Consider the following 15,931-nt stretch of genomic DNA (forward strand, 5'->3'; position numbering starts at 1 on the left):
AAAAGGAGGTCTTTATTATGCGAATACTGCTGAAAATATTGCTGTTCCCCATAACTCTTGTACTGTCTGTCATTGTACTTATATGCCAGTTCCTTTGTGCATTCAGTTCCATGTTGTTATCCGTTTTGGCATTTACTTATGAAAGCTTTCCTGGACAGACCGGTCAGCTGCAGTGAAAAATGGGCGCAAAAAGAACTGACTCACCGGAAACGCTGCATCAGACTACTCCTGTCACCTGCACGGACAGGAGCCGTTGACTGGAGAAGGCAGGATACTGACAGCACATCCGGAAAACTTATGAATAAAGGATTCCGATTGGAACTGGAATCCTTTGTTGGATATCTGGCACAGAAAGAGTTCAGCCCCAATACGATATCTGGATATAAACGAATTGTTACTTATTTTCTGCTTTTTTGCCAAAAAAACGGATATGGGAAGTTATCTGATATCCAAACAAATGATGTGGGTACCTTTTTCCTGACCCTTTACAAAGACGGACGATACCGGTGCATCTGCCACGGGAAGTAAAGATCATGGAAATCTATAATGGTAAGGAGCTTGCGGCACTCAGATCCACGCTCTCATCAGGGGGGCTGACTAAGAGGGATACCGCTGTCTGCAGGCTCCTCCCGGAAACAGGGCTCCGGGGGATTGATGTCTGTTCTTTGAAGCTGAAAGATACCGACTGGAGAAAGGACTGTATCTCCATTATTCAGAATAAGACAAAGAAAACGCTTACCCTTCCATTGAGGGCTTCTTACGGAAATGATATCGCGGATTATATCCTGAATGAACGTCCGCAGGGCAAATCGGACTATGTCCTTTTGAGGACTTTTGCACCGTTTGGACGTCTGGGTACAGGAAGCATTTATGAGACCCTGAAAAAACTGGAGGAACTTGCCGGGATTAAAAAGGAAGAGCGGCCTGTGGGGAGTCGGATGACAAGGCATCACGCTGCGTCTTCCATGCTCCGGGCGGGTATCCCTATGTCAGATATCTCAGCAGCTCCCGGGCACAGGGATCCGGACATTGTATCCGTATATCTTTCAACTGACGCTATAAGTCTGGCGGCGTGTACGCCCCCACTCCCTCTTGTCGGGAAAGGGGGTATTCCAGATGTACAATGAGTCCCTGTTGGAACTGATCGACCAGTTTGTTTCCTATAAGAGAGCGAACGGCTATCAATACCAGACCGGAGCTTATTATCTAAAGAGATATGCCCGGTTTGTTATGGAAACAGCTCCAGGATACCCCGGGAAGCCTTTATAACGCGGCTGCGTCCCTGCGTGAATTCGGCAGGTATCCTGCCGCCCGCGGCATCAAGGCGTATCTTATCCCGTCCGGAAGGCTGCATCTTCCCACGCCGGTCCAGCCGTATTCTTTTACGGAGGAAGAGATCGTTGCGTCTTTCAGGGAATGCGACATCTTGATGAAGGCTGTCTTGATATCATCCAGTCGAAAGGACCGAAGAGCCGGAGGGTTTATATTTCAAGAGAACCTGCGGAATACTTAACCGTCTATGACCGCCGGATCAGCCATCTGTTCCCGGACCGCGCGACTTTCTTCCCGAACAGGGGAGACCATCCATACGGCGCCAGCTGGCTGCAGCAGAACTTCCTGCGTTTCTGGTATGCCGCTTTTCCGGAGAAGAGAGGTTCCGGTATCAGCATACGCGCGTATGATTTCCGCCATCACTCTGTCTATGCCAACATGAATCGCTGGCTGAGGGAAGGAAGAAACGTGAATGTTATGCTTCCTTACCTTATGCGGTATATGGGGCATTCCGATGTGAAAAATACCCTGTACTACTTCCATCCCGTGCCGGATATCTATGGAGGGATACTGGACAGATCCAGGCATTCGGAAGAACTGATACCGGAGGTGGATGATTCTCCAATCCCAGAGATTTCAAGAATCTTTTCTGCGTGAGGAATCTGTCTGCATTTCTGCATGAGTTCCCCCTCTGTTTCTGACAGCTTTTTATCCAGCTCCATGATTTTTTCTGCAAACCATCTGGTGACTGTCTTACCCGCCTCAATACCATCCTTTAACCCGACACTTTCACTGGCATACTTTATGATCTCTCCGGCTCTGCTGTATCCGCGTCCTCTCAGCTTTGCCTCGCGCCAGATCTGACGGATCCCATCTTCTCCCAGTTTCAGTAAATCCTCCGGAAATGGCGCAATCCGCAAAACCTCCAGACAGAACAGTCCGTCTGTCTTTCCAAAAGCATCTTTGTATTCTGGAAAATAAATCTTCATTTCCCTGTGCAGACGGTTGATATTCCGCATTCTGTCCTCATTCAGCTGGTCTCTGAACATGGTCAGCCTGCGCATATCCGCATACACTTTTTCAGGAAGATACGGCATCCCAAAGTTACCATCCTTTACAAGATTTGCAATTAACTTCGGATCCTTTCTGTCATCCTTAAGCTGGCTGTCATCCTCTACCTCCTCCTAATATATAAGTGTAGGGTTTCAGTACCCAACAACCAGTTGGGACTTAATCCTCTCATTGTTTAAGCTGTATAATGATTAGGCATCGGTCTGACGACACCTCCTAGGACCATCAGCGTCCGTGCGAAAGCCTGTCAGCCAGCCTGTCATTGCAGCCGTTCGATTTATGCAGGTTGAACTACCTCTCACGTTCGTTTGATACCCCAGGAGATTGAATCGGCAATGAGGAATGCTGGAATCCATGCAAATTCATTATTCAGGAGGTACATAAGAATGTACAACGCAGTAGGTATTGATGTTTCAAAAGGCAAGAGCACCGTTGCAGTCCTGCAGCCTGGCGGCACTGTCATCCGTAAACCCTTTGATGTTTCCCATACTTCCCAAAACCTCAATGAACTGGCTTTTGCTGTGGCGTCATATAGCCGATAGCACTATGAATCCTTTTGCGGTTATACCAGCCCTCTATGTACTCAAAGATTGCTCTCCGAGCCTCTTTGGAATCTCGATATGTGTGGAGATAGACTTCTTCCTTTTTCAACACAGAATGGAAAGATTCTATGCAGGCGTTGTCATAGGGATTCCCTTTACGGCTGAATGAAGTATCCCTTGGCTGTGCAGGTAACTCTCAAATGCCTGACTTGTGTATTGACTTCCCAGATTACTATGGAGGAGGATGCCTTGCGTATTCCTGACATTCAGGCAGGCATTTTTTACTGCCTCCACTGCCAGTTCAGCTGTCATGGATGTGCCATAGGCATATCCGATGGTCTTACGGCTGCATAAGTCCATCACGGAAGCCAGATAAGTCCAGCCTTCTTTCTGCACATGGATGCAGGTAATATCCGTACACCATTTCTGGTGAATGGTCTCCGCCTCAAAATCACGTCCCACTGGCCTTTGGCTATAATCCGCTCAGATGCCCGAAGTGTGGCACTTCTATGTTGGTTTTAGAAGTTTACCACAAAAAAACTGCACTATTTGAACGCTATTGGAAGGTCATGGGATACGGTTAGCTCCATATTCCTGTTTCTTTCTCTACCGTCAGATAGTGCAGTCTAAACAAAAAACAAAAAACTACATAGACAACGTCATGGCGAAGTCATATCTTCGCTCTTTTGCTATGCCATTTTTTATTTCCAGTCTATTATACACCATCTTTGCCAATTTGCGAAGTTTCCTATAAAGCGTAAAAGAGCACCGGATTACTCCGATGCTCCTGTTATAGCCATCATTATTTGATTATTACAAGCTACCTTCTCCACCCATCATTCTGGTCATTTCTTCGATTCTCTCGATAGGAAAAGGCGGCTGTCCTAAAGGCTTCATTGCAATGGACATAAGCTTCATCGGATTATCATCAGCAGCAACTCGATTGGAACTAAGCGTTCCGCACGTTTTACATCTGTGAATAATCGCCCATTCACCTTTGTTTCTAACCCATACAGACACAGGTTCCATATGTCCCCCACATTCAGATTCTCTGTCACCTGGTTCAATATCCACATGCAGGCTATATAGGCAATTGGGACAATGATTTCTGTGATTGCTTCCAGCGCCTTCTGGAACTACTGTTCTGCCGCAATTCTTACAAACAAATATTTCATTGCATGGATGCTTTTTATAGTAGCCTTTTTCATATAACTTTCGCTTGTTCTCCCTATTCATCTTTGAATCCCCCATTATCTTCCTTTGCAGAGGATTCATACTTGCGTATTATTCCACGGATTGTTTTATCCGACAGGAAAAATAACTCACACAAATTAGTAATAGTCTGGCCTGAATAGTAAAGTTCAACTATTTTTTGATTACGTTCTGCCAGTCTATCTTTGGTTCCGTTTTTTTCTCCCCAGGATTTTGTGTTTTCATCTTTCCTTGGAATATAAATAATTTGACCATCGATATATTTTTGAATTTCCCATATCAAACATTCTGGCAAAACATCATCTGCATTAACATAGCTCATATGCTTCCTCCTAAAAATTTTTAGGATGCAATGGCTATAGCATAAATTTTGTATTTGCAATAGCCATTGCTATCGCACAATAAGCTTATACTTCTTCAAAAAACACTCTTTGAACCTTTCTTGTCATATTTGTTACAGAATAACATTTAAGTGGCTGCATCGGCAACCTTAATTTTGATTATAATTGTTTTTCAGAATTGCATTACATTGCTTTCAAAGTAAAAGATACATTCCACAGCCCCTTATAACTCATATCCTTCTCCAGCTTCGCCTTGAACCCTTCCACAAACATCTCCGTCTGCTTCACATCCAGCGTCTCCGTGTCAAAATACCTCACCTGTATCTTGTCCCGGTTCTTATACTCCGTCAGTTTTTTCAGCCATGCCGGGGACACGGAAAAACTCACCGTGATCGTCACAACCCCTGTCCTGACCACATCCCTCTGTTTCGTCCCCGCCTCGGTCTCCCCTCCGGAATCCGCCTCCACGTCCTTCAGTTCCACCTCATAGGAATCCGGCAGGGGAAGGTCCTCCCCGTCAAAATTCAGATACTGTATAAAAGCCATTCCTCTGCCTCCTTCCTATCGTCCGCCGCTCCGCAGATTGCTCCTCTGCTGCGCGTTCACAATCACCTCGTCCAGCATCGTGCCTCCCAGATAAATCGGTATCACGATATCCCCGGATCCGTTCACGCTGCTCATGCCTTCCCTTATCGCGGAAACCAGCGCCGCCGGATCAAAACTGCCCATGCCGTAGGTCATGCTTCCGCCCAGCGCCGCAAGTTCACCCGCTTACCTCCCCCTCATCAAATCCAAACTCACAATCTCCTGCTCCAGCTTCACTCCCTGTTCCAGCATATAATCGACCACCTCCGCATAGGGCTCCATCCTTCCTAATTCCAAAAGTCTGACCCGATCATTTTCTGAAAGCTGATGTAAGCATCTGGCATGCTCCGTGTTTTGCAGTTCACGGATTGACATGCCAAACAGCTCAAACCTCACTCCGGTGACCTCACACAAATTATGGTGAATCCAGAAACCGCCGGCATCCATATCTCCGAAATGTTCGTATCTGACATTAGGATTCGATGCATATACCAGCTTAATAAAATCTCTCTGATAACGGTTGGTATACCCTCCCAGATAAAAGGTGACAGCGTGATCCGAATGATATCTGAGATAGGACGTCCGGTTTTCTATTGTCATGAACTTCGGCGCGTTAATTCTGACTGACTGAATATGAGTCAATTCTGATGCAAGAAACTCCACACCTTCTGCAAATCCACTGATATCGACTTCTTTTCCGGAAATGTGGATTACCGCATTTCCCTTCACACAAAGCTTCTGCGGTTCTTTTGCGATATGATAATCCAGCAGAACTTCGTCCGGCAATTCCTCCTCAAGTTTTCTGTCTGAATAGTCCCGAAGCAGCCGGCAGACAGGCTGCAGGGTTTCATTTTCAAAATACTTGGAATCTCCATACACCTTTACGGAAACCTCCCGGATATACAGTTCCTCCCGGTTCCTCTCGATAAAAGCGACCGCCTTCAGAATATCATCCAGCTCGTCAATATTACCCGGAATCTTCCGATTCTCTATACACGCGGACAACTTCCCACATTCTTTCTTGCAGATAGCGGAAGCGTCCTGGTACCGTTCAATCAAATTCTGCAGTTTCTCAACCTTCGCATCCTTCGATATATAACCATACTGATCGGCCAGGTACTTCTCTATCTCCTGAATCTTCTCATCCACTAAATAAATGTACTTCAACTGCGTTCCAAAGGTTTCAGCCGCACTGGTTATAAATCCCCATTTAGACAGCTGCTCCACCGCTTGATTAATTTTAGAAATTTCCGCAAAGTCTCCATCATTGGCATTGTATTTTCTGTATAACTTCTCTGGTTTGAGCCGTGTTCTCCGATTTGTCTTATTATCACCGGTGTCTTTTTTGCTTTTGCGATAGTTCTCCACCAGAGAGGTCAATATTTTTTCTTCGTAGGTTAAATTCTTCATAAGTCAGATTTTATGCCCCTTTATGTATCTCAATCATCCCCATCTCCATCAGATCCGGACTGGTCCGGAGCACCGGCAGTATCACATCACACTCATTTCCAATCAGTTCCGTCTTATCGGGTGCGCAAAAAATCATCTGCAGCTTCTGCTCCTTCATGAACCGCATCATAATCTTTACATTGGTCGGATCCATTTTGGCAAAGGGTTCGTCAATAAACACCAGTCTGGTCGAACTGCTTTTATCATTATAAATCATAAGCAGGGCAGACAATAAGATCAGCATGTACGGTATCTGCACCTCTGCGCCTGAATTATAGCCGGACTGTCTGGAAAGCTTCGCCCTGGTAAGCACATCATTGGTCAAAAGGATTTCATAGGTCATATAGTTCCGATAGTCTGCATAATGTTCAATCTGCTCTTTATCATTGCTTTCCACAATCTGATTAATAATCTTCTTCATGTCACGCTCCAGCTCCTCCCCCTTATCATCGGAATAGGAGATCAAGGCATCGAAGGTCATCTGTCCGGACGCGGTTCCCAGTTCTTCCCGCTCCTTTAAATACCTTGCATACTCCAGTATTTTCTCATAGCGGGAGCCGTCCTTTACATACCTAACCTCAAATGCATATTGGGATTTAAACTCCAGCCGCGCCAGCTCCGCGTTGATTAGCTTTAAATCATCTCTGGCCGTCTCACAGGACTTTAACACCGTGAGGACAAACTCATTTTTGAAAATATCTTCATAGCGTCTCGTCTGTTCTTTTAGTTTTACCTGTATTTCCTCCCTGTCATCCATCCAAATCCGGGATTTTCTGGCCTGATAAGCCGCGATGGCGCCGTCCGTCATCGGCAACTGGTTATGGGTTGCCCTGGATGCGTTATAAGCTGCCTGACCGCCCCGCAGATTTTCACCGGCTTCCTTTAAATTACGCTCGGCTCGGGCTCTGTCCTTTAATATGCCGCCCTGTCCGGTTTTTCCATTGGCGGCGAACCGGTCATAATCCTTCACTGCCTTCGCATAAACGGCATAGCTTGCGGCCTCATATTTCTTTAAATCTTTTTGAACGGCGTTCATCCTTTCATCTGCCGCTTCATAACTGTTTTTATTCGTCATATACAAGGTCTGCATCTCAGATTTATTCTCATACACCTTACTTCGCTCAGCTTCAACAGCCTGCAGCTCCTCCTGCAGGACTCCGACTCTCTGGGAAAGTTCCATATATTCCTGATTATGCGTCTGCGCTTCCTCCAATGCCTTTTGTTCTGTTTCTTTTCTGGCGCAGTCAAGGAGAGCCTCTTTATATTCCCTGCAGGCATCATAATTGTATTCGGCAAAAAACTCCATCTCCGTGTCCAGATAGGACTGTTTCCCCGTTTCCTCCATCAGCCGGCCCTTATATTCCCCATAGGACTGTCTCAAATGTTCCAGACACTTCACAGCCTTAATCCGGTTTATCTCTATAGACTCCTGGCCCAGGCAGTAAAATCTGATATTATGAAAATTCAGGAAATAACTGTCCATGGCGACAGATACTCTTCCTTCTTTTGACATGGCGTTTTCATGATTTCTCACCTGGTCCATGGCAACGGCATGAAATCTGCCCAGCTGATAATTGAAATACTGCTTCGCCACCGGATTTCTCACCTCGATAAACTGAACAACGGAATCCTCCTCTGGAAGCACCTGTTTCTTCATCAAAAGCTTTGTGTTGAACAGATGGGCATACTTATATTTTGATGCATTCAGCACATCGTCCGCAATATCGTAATATTCCGGCTCCACAAGAATCGTGTATCTTCGTCTCCCCAGATATCCTTCAATGGAATCCCGCCAGTCTTCATTCTGAAGGCCCAGCACATATTCGCACGCAAATCTGGCCTCTGATTGGATTCCTCTTTTTTCAAACTCACGGTTAATCTCATTCTTTAAGGCAACCGAGTCCGGTATCTCCGAAAAAGTCGTCTTTCTGGCCTCGCAGTCATCAATAATCTTCTGACACCGCTCCTGCTCCCCCTGGTTTTCCCGTATCGCGTCCTTAATTCTTGTCACCTGGCTAAGAATCTCATCTCTGCGGCTTTTGATTTCCCGCAGGAAATCAGCCACGCTGCTTTCTTTCTGAACCTTAGTCACGCTTTCTTCCGTTAAGGAGGAAAGAATTTCCTGTCCCGGCACCTGGTACTGTTCCTTTACAAACCATGCCATCAGCTCGCTGATTTTTGTCTGAAAGCCGCAAAGCGCTTCTTTCTCTTTCTGTAAGCGTTCCTTTTCCTTCTGCGCCTTCTGGAAAGCCTCCTCAGCGTCCGCGATTGCCTTCGCGCAATCCATGGAATCCCGCTGAGTTTTTGCAGCGTTATATGCCTCTCTTGTCTCTTTCTCCCGTGCCGCAATGACCTCCAGCCTCTTCTCATCCTCGGCAATCTGTCTTTTTGCAATATCCATATTTCTAGAGGCCTCTTCCAGCCTCTTCTTACTGTTGACGAAATCCCTGTAAGCAATCTTTATATCATCTGCCAAAATAACATTTTTTGCTCTCTGAAGCTCGTCAAACCGTGCAATAATCTCTTCCAGTTCCCGGATTTCCTTATCAATAATCTCAAAATTAGCTGTCAGGGTATCTATGTTATTCTTCGCATCCACTAATTTAGAAAAATCAACCTTCTTTTTTTCCAGTACGCTTTCACGGATAAACTGGTCGATTTTGGCATTGGGGTCATAGGACATAATACTGCGCAGCTTACGCCGGAAGGCTCCCAGCTGCTCCTCATTCAGCCGCAAGCCTGTCCTTTGCATGAACCTGGAAAGGCCCTCTTTTACGTCCATCATCTTAAGGCCGTAAGTCCTTTGAAGCTCCGCCGTGCTGTATGGAAGCATCTGTCCGTCCTGCTCATAGATATGAGCCACCTGAGCCAAGGTCTGTTTCTCAATAATATATCTCTGCGTCTTAAACCCATTGCCGGCATCTGTATCGATGACTGTTCCCAGAATAAAGCGACTCCCAAGCTTTGCATCCTCCATCTCAAGGACAATGTGGGTGTATACGTTGGGCATCTTGTCCGCCGGTCTCATATAGGTGCCGGCCGTCGCATCCAGCAATCCCCTGGTGTAAGAAGGCACCGTCCGGCTGCCTTTATTTTCCGTTGATTTGTTGAACACAGTATCACCATACAGCGCATACTTAATGGCATCCAAAAAAACAGATTTTCCATTTCCATTCTTTCCGGCAATCAGAGTAAAGAAGCCCACCGGAACCGTGATCTGGCTAAATCCGTACCAATTAATCAGGCGAACCTGCTTCAGCTCTACCATTACCCGTCCTCCTCTTCCTCTCTGCCACCCTCCGTTGGTTCTTCCCCAGCCCCATCAGGAGCATTCTTCCTGTATTCTGCTGTTACCGTCTGGAACTGGGCGATATCCCAGCCGAACTGCAGAGATGGATATAATGTAATCAGCGCATCCTCGGATTCATCTTTTACATCATAGTCAACCAAATTATACTTTTTAAACAGCTTCATTGCTGCAGACAGCTTCGTCTTATCCACATCCACCTCATAGGCTTTCATCTTATCAATTAAATCCCCCCGCAGCACCAGATTCCCGTCGCTGTAACCAAGATTCTCCAAATAGACCTCCCACAGCACAAGAAGCAGATGGTATTGTTCCGTGGTAAACGAAACAACATTGGCGCGTTTTAGTCCTACCGCCTCCTCGTCGGCTTCATGAGGTTTGAGCATCGCAATTCTCACATTGGTATCAACCAGCACATCAAACCCAATCATACGAAGGTAGTCCGAGATATCCTGCTGATTGGATTCTCTTGAAATAAATGCATACAGCTTTTCATCCTTCTCCTCCACGATAAAGGTAGAATCCAGAAGCTTTCGGATGCAGCGTTTAAACCAAATCGTGTTTTCTTCCTTTATGGAAATATTTAATTTGATATCACTCATTTATCTTTTCCTTTTTATTCTAATCTTACTGATGGTTGCCACCTCTGTTTCAATAATCCCATCTAAAAAATCCACTTCAAAGGGAAATTCACCGCTCCCGGAATAAATGATGCCAGCGGCCATCATCATAGCGTCATCCCTGGTCCGAATTATGGTTTTATCCGGTATGACGCTTTCTTTCTTTAATAATAATTCATCAAAATAACCGGCAGCTTGTCTGACCCCATACCGATCCGGATACTCATATAAAAGTTCTCTCGTAAGCCTTGCTTTATCCTCCTCCGTCAAAGAACTGGTAAGAATCGCCCCACTCTTCGTATTTGGTTTTCGCTTCCGCCTCCGCTCGATGGATTTTCTGCCGATATATTTATAGGACTGCAAATTAAAACAGCCGGAAACGTTCTCCAGAAATTCTCTCCTTTCATCCTCGCCATAATCCTTCATTGTCATCAGCAGATCGTTTAAATAGGTCTGCATATTAATGCTATTGCTTAGCACCATAAGGATCCTAGTGGAATAAAGGCTGTAATAGGTGTTGATTTTTTTATCAATATAATCCACCTCTTTGACATAGTCATAATTAATAAAACTCCTGACCTGATTAAGCTGACCGTCCACCTGCTCCCGAGCTTTGATTTCATCTACATGATGGAGACTCTGATACTCTTTTATCATGTTCTCATAGACTTCTGTTTTTCTGATTTTCCGAAGCATCTTTTCAATTTCTTCAATATAGCCCGGAATCAAACCATCCTTCTTTATAAAAAAATAGTCATGAAAGAAAGACTCCATTATCTCGTCTCTTAACATGAACTGTCCTAATTCATTTGTCTCCGTCATCTTAATGACCATCCGCATAATAGAGCGGATGCTGTCCTTCAGCATGAGAAGTTCATTTTTCAAATCTGATACGCTGTCCACCGTCGGAACGAGAATACTCGAATATGGCCGGTGCGTTCTTCCATGATCTACAATAAAAGCAGAATGTAAAATATCATAAATTGAAAAAATATGGTTCGTCAATACAGCGCTGCTGTCGCGATTGAAAATTCGCTCTATGGAATCAATCATCTTTCGGCAGTAGGGCGTGACCGTAGCGATATTATCTCCGTTTCTTCCAATCTCTTTTTCCGAAAGCCAACCACAATGTCTAAAATATCTTAAAATGGCGCCTGCATTCTCCATCTCCGTTTTTCTGCCGCTGATATGCGCCTCAGCCTCTCCGCCATTCTCCTCATCCTCAACTACATAGGCGCAATTCCTGAAATAGAGAACTAACGTATCCCTGGCGTCTGCCTCGTAGAGAAGTGGAATCGATTTTGATTTTTCCATGAGTTGTAAGATGCATTCATAGTAAATTTTTTTATTCTTACAACAAAGCGGATTAAAAAAGTACTCATATGCGGCGTTGTCAAACAGTACCATTGCCCCCTCCTGTTTTCATGAGTTCATTCGTGTTTTTCTTTATTTTATCATTCTGTCCCGGTGTAGCCGATTAAAGTTCTACTTGATTTCCTTATCAGCCTCCACTCTCCGTAGATATTTCAGGACGCCATCCACACTGCAAAAGCCGCTAGAACAGTTTTTAAAATCATGCACCGATTTCGACTCAATCACCTCCCCACCTCACCCTTTCTGCTGCAACGGGACGATAAACTTGCAGTGGATAGGCACCGTATTACATCAAAAATCTTCCCCTTTTTAAATATCCACATTCACTACTTTCCAATATCCAGACTTATTGGGGCCAATCCGTTCGATAAAACCATATAATATATTAAATAAATATGATTCCTTTTCCGGGAACTTCATAAGATTTTCCTTACCAGATCAAATTCTGATATACCGTTCCCGTGAATAGGCTGTTGGAAATAGCAGATTTATATTCTCCCAGTTCATCCGGCTTATACCAATTTTCTTTAAACTCAAACCATTCATATGCTGAATCATATTGGCATAATTCATTAATATCTTCCATTACATTACTCATTCTTGCTTTCCCTTGCACGGCCAACTTTATTACCCTCTTTATCACCCATTAATTATATCACATATGGGTAATCAAATGAGTGATAAATTTTTTATCTATCATTTTCTATTTTCAGCAATAAACTATTTCCTCATTTTCGACACAATTCCACGCAGACTTCGCAATTTGTTGAGTGGATGATAATGATGGCGGGAGGGCATAATTATCCCCAAGCGGAAACGGTATAATTATTTTTACATGTCACTTTGGTCCGCTTGATGTTCTAATTCTAACAAATACTTATCATAGTCTGACATAAATAAGCGATCCTGAACAATGCGATATTTTTCAAACTCCGTCTCTGCATGAAGCTTTGCCTGCTCTGCACTGACTTTTCCCGGCCCCATAAGAAGTTCATTTCCATTAAACTCCAGGAATCCGTCAAGGCGCTTTGCCCAATCCTCCATACTCATCGGTATTCTTCGTTCCGCCTGTAACTCCGCATAGTCGAGATATAGTGAAACGATTCTCTGTAAATAGGACATTTCCTTTTCGCTCAGATAATTCTTAGCAAAAGTAACATCTGCTTTGACAATTTTCCCATCTGGCGCTGATTCCCACGTTGTCAGGCCCATATGTTCTTTTTCGGCATTTGCACGCTCTACAATCAATTCCGCTGCTGTATGCCGATGTACGGCCCAATGCATCTTATTCTGTACCATTTTGAAAAACTGCCGGGTAGTCTTGGCATCTTTGTCGTAATCAAACGCTGTGGCATAGAGATCTGTAACCTTCTGATAAAATTTTCGCTCGGACAGGCGTATCTCACGAATATTTTCAAGCTGACGTTCAAAGTATTCATCGGTGAACATATGCCCTTTTTTCAGGCGCTCTTTGTCCATCGTCCATCCTTGAATTGTATAATCCTTTACAATCTGACCAGCCCATTTGCGGAATCTTACGGCGCGGTCGTTGTTCACTTTAAAGCCAACGGCAATGATTGCCTGTAAGTTATAATGTTTCGTACTGTAGGATTTACCATCCGAGGCAGTTATTAAGTATTTCTTAATAACTGATTCCTCTACCAGCTCATTATCTTCAAATATCCTTTTAAGGTGCTGATTGATTGCCGATACAGAAACATCATATAAGGTTGCCATCATTTTCTGCGTCAGCCAAATGTTCTCGTCTTCATAGCGCATCTCAAAACTATCTGAGTTACTACCTGTAGATGCTACATATGTTAAATACTCTGCGGCTGAGCAGTGTATTGTAATCTCTTTCTTCTTGTTTGTCATAATTTCTTTTCCTCAATAAATAGTTCTCTCAACCTATAATTTAAATGCGTAATCACATTATCTAAATCACAATCCGCTCTTTACAAACCCTTTTCTCAAAATCACCATTATATTTCATCTAGCTGTTTTAAAAAGTATTCACCAGTTTGAGGTTAATATATCTTATTATCCATTTATATTTTCTTTAAAAGACAGACTGTCTCCACATTCCCCGTCCCAGGAAACATATCCACCGCGCACCCCTTCTCCATCCGGTATCCTTTCTCCTGCAGCACCACCAAATCCCTGACCAGGCTGGTAGGCTTACATGAAATATATACAATCCGGTCCACCCCAAATTCAATTATCTTTCCCAATGCCTTTGGATGGATTCCATCCCTTGGCGGGTCCACCACAATCAAATCCGGCTTATCCTCCAGGCCGTCAATCACCTTCAGCACATCCCCTGCCACAAATTCACAGTTATCCAGCCCGTTGAGTCCGGCATTCACCTTTGCTGCTTCTACCGCTTCCTCAACGATTTCCACTCCCACCACTTTTTTAGCCACAGGCGCCAGTATCTGGGCAATGGTGCCTGTGCCGCTGTAAAGGTCAAACACTACCTTATCCTTTGTCTCCCCTACAAAACCGCGGGCCGTGTCATACAGCACCTCCGCCCCCATGGAGTTGGTCTGGAAAAAGGAAAATGGGGAAATCCTGAACCGAAGTCCCAACAGTTCCTCATTAAAATAGTCCTGTCCATAAAGAATATGGGTTGCATCACTCTGTACCACATCGGCAAGGGAGTCATTCTCCGTATGAAGGATTCCCGCAAACTTCCCGTCAACAGGCAAGGACAGCAGACGTTCCTTCCACTCAGATAACACAGCCGCCTCATCCCTGCCGCCCAAATACTCTCTCTGGGTGCTGGTAACCAGGTCCACCAAGATTTCGCCTGTCTTTACGGCCCTGCGCACCAGCAGATGACGGAGATACCCCTTGTGCTGCAATTTCTTATAAAATGCAGTCCCAAGTTCCTCAAAGTATTCCTTTGTAGCCACCAGGATCCGGCAAAAGTCCGGGTGCACAATCTGGCAGTCCGGTGTTGTGACAATATCATAAAAACTTCCCCGCCTGTGCATTCCCAGGGCCAGCGGCCCGTCCTTTACCTCATCCCCAAAGGAAAATTCCATCTTGTTGCGGTATCCCTTTTCCAGCGGGCTGGCCTTGATTCCCATAAACTCATAGCTGCCTGGTTCCACTACGCTGTCTAAGAGTGATTTCACCTGGCCTTCCTTGATTTTCAGCTGTGCTTCATAAGGAAGGCTCTGGTAAATGCAGCCTCCGCACAGACCAAAATGAGGACATGCGTGTTCTGGCAATTCAAGAGGTGAACGCTCCAAAACTTCCAACACCCTTGCCTCGGATTTACCTTTCCTCCTCTTTGTAATCACACATTGGATTTTCTGCCCCGGAACTGCATTTTTCACCACCACACGTTCCCCATCTATCATAAGGATTCCTTTATTAGGAAAATCTATCTTTTCCACAATTCCTTCATAAATCTCGCCTTTTTTCATTCCGTTATCTCCGTTTCTGTTATAATTCTCCTGCTCTATCACTTGCGTCTTCCATTTTTTCATCGTCTCATTATATCATGTCCTTAAAAACACATCAAGTTATCATATCCGGCCTGCTGCCCCACTCATTGCGTATATGCTTCCGCACCCATCGCTACATACACTTCCACCCCACTGCTGCACTCATTGCCGCACCATCCATTCCCCATCCCATCCATACTGAGTCCCGGTTCCTCGCACAAAATCACCCACATGACAGGAAAGCCCAAAGAAAAGGCCCTATAATCAACAGAACCTTCCTTGTAACTGTCATTTTCCTAAATTTTCCTCTCCCCAGGCCTTCAGATATTCCATTACCGGCATAAAGCTTTTCCCAAGTTCGGTCAGGGAATACTCTACTTTGGGCGGGATTTCTTTATAATCATGCCGGTGGATAAATCCATCCGCTTCCAGTTCGCGCAGCTGCGTGGTCAGTGATGACTCGGAAATCCCTCCTATGTGGCGGCGCAGCCCGCCAAAACGGTGGACATTCTCAAAACCAATATAATACAGGATTTCCAGCTTCCACTTTCCTCCAATGATTCTTTGCATCACAGCAATTGTTTGGCAGCGTTCAGGTACAACCGCTTCTTTTCTCATCCATATCACCTCATTCCAGGTTAATTATACAGCTAATACTACAACAAAACAATGTACATCAAAAAAATTAAGTACTTTTATTTTC

General features: G+C 44.7%; 18 protein-coding genes and 3 pseudogenes. 5 read left to right on the top strand and 16 right to left on the bottom strand.

From position 1 onward, the window contains the following. Positions 1 to 297: 297 nt before the first annotated feature. The 3 genes from DWX59_RS30070 (at position 298) to DWX59_RS29050 (ending at position 1,513) form a co-directional block, all read left to right on the top strand. Entirely contained in the window at positions 298 to 528 is a 231-nt protein-coding gene (locus DWX59_RS30070) for a site-specific integrase (protein ID WP_165641966.1), read from the top strand. Between the two features lie 5 nt (positions 529 to 533). Next, complete coding sequence (locus DWX59_RS18425) at positions 534 to 1,127, top strand: tyrosine-type recombinase/integrase (RefSeq protein ID WP_117560681.1); 594 nt, start codon at positions 534 to 536, stop codon at positions 1,125 to 1,127. 89 nt (positions 1,128 to 1,216) lie between these two features. Further along, positions 1,217 to 1,513: a hypothetical protein gene (locus tag DWX59_RS29050; RefSeq protein WP_165641967.1), complete on the top strand. Its 297-nt coding sequence runs from the start codon at positions 1,217 to 1,219 to the stop codon at positions 1,511 to 1,513. Between the two features lie 316 nt (positions 1,514 to 1,829). Here DWX59_RS29050 and DWX59_RS18435 read toward each other — a convergent pair. After that, positions 1,830 to 2,426, bottom strand: a pseudogene (locus DWX59_RS18435) (IS110 family transposase); the annotation flags it as partial. 303 nt (positions 2,427 to 2,729) lie between these two features. Here DWX59_RS18435 and DWX59_RS18440 point away from each other — a divergent pair. Further along, positions 2,730 to 2,858: pseudogene (locus DWX59_RS18440) on the top strand (IS110 family transposase); the annotation flags it as partial. Here DWX59_RS18440 and DWX59_RS29410 read toward each other — a convergent pair. Both DWX59_RS29410 and DWX59_RS18445 read right to left on the bottom strand, forming a co-directional pair. Next, positions 2,845 to 2,997: an IS3 family transposase gene (locus DWX59_RS29410; RefSeq protein ID WP_235845101.1), complete on the bottom strand. Its 153-nt coding sequence runs from the start codon at positions 2,995 to 2,997 to the stop codon at positions 2,845 to 2,847. The pseudogene DWX59_RS18440 and the gene DWX59_RS29410 sit on opposite strands and share 14 nt — an antisense overlap. Positions 2,998 to 3,011: 14 nt before the next feature. Then, positions 3,012 to 3,347 carry a DDE-type integrase/transposase/recombinase gene (locus DWX59_RS18445; protein WP_235845102.1) on the bottom strand — a complete coding sequence of 112 codons (336 nt, stop codon included), beginning with the start codon at positions 3,345 to 3,347 and terminating at the stop codon, positions 3,012 to 3,014. On the opposite strand from DWX59_RS18445, the pseudogene DWX59_RS30355 reads away from it, so the two are divergent. Continuing rightward, a pseudogene (locus DWX59_RS30355) lies at positions 3,347 to 3,469 on the top strand (IS91 family transposase); the annotation flags it as partial. The gene DWX59_RS18445 and the pseudogene DWX59_RS30355 overlap by 1 nt on opposite strands. A 229-nt stretch (positions 3,470 to 3,698) precedes the next feature. Here the strand turns inward: DWX59_RS30355 and DWX59_RS18455 are convergent. The 13 genes from DWX59_RS18455 to DWX59_RS18505 all read right to left on the bottom strand — a co-directional run bounded on the left by DWX59_RS18455 (position 3,699) and on the right by DWX59_RS18505 (position 15,846). Continuing rightward, positions 3,699 to 4,121: an RNHCP domain-containing protein gene (locus DWX59_RS18455; RefSeq protein ID WP_117560683.1), complete on the bottom strand. Its 423-nt coding sequence runs from the start codon at positions 4,119 to 4,121 to the stop codon at positions 3,699 to 3,701. Continuing rightward, positions 4,114 to 4,419, bottom strand: coding sequence for a helix-turn-helix domain-containing protein (locus tag DWX59_RS18460; RefSeq protein ID WP_117560684.1), 306 nt, complete (start codon positions 4,417 to 4,419; stop codon positions 4,114 to 4,116). Before DWX59_RS18460 ends, DWX59_RS18455 begins: the two co-directional genes overlap by 8 nt. 202 nt (positions 4,420 to 4,621) lie before the next feature. Next, complete coding sequence (locus DWX59_RS18465) at positions 4,622 to 4,984, bottom strand: hypothetical protein (protein ID WP_117560685.1); 363 nt, start codon at positions 4,982 to 4,984, stop codon at positions 4,622 to 4,624. 15 nt (positions 4,985 to 4,999) lie between these two features. After that, a complete protein-coding gene (locus tag DWX59_RS28805) occupies positions 5,000 to 5,167 on the bottom strand; it encodes a hypothetical protein (protein ID WP_165641923.1) in 168 nt (55 codons plus the stop codon). Positions 5,168 to 5,209: 42 nt separating this feature from the next. Continuing rightward, positions 5,210 to 6,172, bottom strand: a complete 963-nt coding sequence (locus DWX59_RS18475) for a Wadjet anti-phage system protein JetD domain-containing protein (RefSeq protein ID WP_235845103.1) — start codon at positions 6,170 to 6,172, stop codon at positions 5,210 to 5,212. 271 nt (positions 6,173 to 6,443) lie between these two features. Then, positions 6,444 to 9,740, bottom strand: a complete 3,297-nt coding sequence (locus DWX59_RS18480) for an SbcC/MukB-like Walker B domain-containing protein (protein ID WP_117560688.1) — start codon at positions 9,738 to 9,740, stop codon at positions 6,444 to 6,446. Continuing rightward, entirely contained in the window at positions 9,740 to 10,381 is a 642-nt protein-coding gene (locus DWX59_RS18485) for a DUF4194 domain-containing protein (protein ID WP_083425360.1), read from the bottom strand. The genes DWX59_RS18480 and DWX59_RS18485 overlap by 1 nt, the downstream gene beginning before the upstream one ends. Next, a complete protein-coding gene (locus DWX59_RS18490) occupies positions 10,382 to 11,806 on the bottom strand; it encodes a Wadjet anti-phage system protein JetA family protein (RefSeq protein ID WP_117560689.1) in 1,425 nt (474 codons plus the stop codon). It lies immediately after the preceding gene. A gap of 78 nt (positions 11,807 to 11,884) precedes the next feature. Further along, positions 11,885 to 11,998, bottom strand: coding sequence for a DUF7695 domain-containing protein (locus DWX59_RS30360; protein ID WP_431834426.1), 114 nt, complete (start codon positions 11,996 to 11,998; stop codon positions 11,885 to 11,887). Between the two features lie 205 nt (positions 11,999 to 12,203). Next, entirely contained in the window at positions 12,204 to 12,371 is a 168-nt protein-coding gene (locus tag DWX59_RS28560; RefSeq protein WP_207660444.1) for a hypothetical protein, read from the bottom strand. Positions 12,372 to 12,604: 233 nt separating this feature from the next. After that, complete coding sequence (locus DWX59_RS18495) at positions 12,605 to 13,648, bottom strand: virulence RhuM family protein (RefSeq protein ID WP_117560690.1); 1,044 nt, start codon at positions 13,646 to 13,648, stop codon at positions 12,605 to 12,607. 173 nt (positions 13,649 to 13,821) lie between these two features. Further along, positions 13,822 to 15,207 carry a 23S rRNA (uracil(1939)-C(5))-methyltransferase RlmD gene (gene rlmD / locus DWX59_RS18500; RefSeq protein ID WP_117560755.1) on the bottom strand — a complete coding sequence of 462 codons (1,386 nt, stop codon included), beginning with the start codon at positions 15,205 to 15,207 and terminating at the stop codon, positions 13,822 to 13,824. A 309-nt stretch (positions 15,208 to 15,516) separates the two neighbouring features. Continuing rightward, on the bottom strand, positions 15,517 to 15,846 hold the full coding sequence (locus DWX59_RS18505) for a winged helix-turn-helix transcriptional regulator (protein WP_117560691.1): 330 nt from the start codon (positions 15,844 to 15,846) through the stop codon (positions 15,517 to 15,519). Positions 15,847 to 15,931: the final 85 nt, after the last annotated feature.

The sequence above is a fragment of the Enterocloster aldenensis genome (genome assembly GCF_003434055.1).
Taxonomy (GTDB): Bacteria; Bacillota; Clostridia; order Lachnospirales; family Lachnospiraceae; genus Enterocloster; species Enterocloster aldenensis.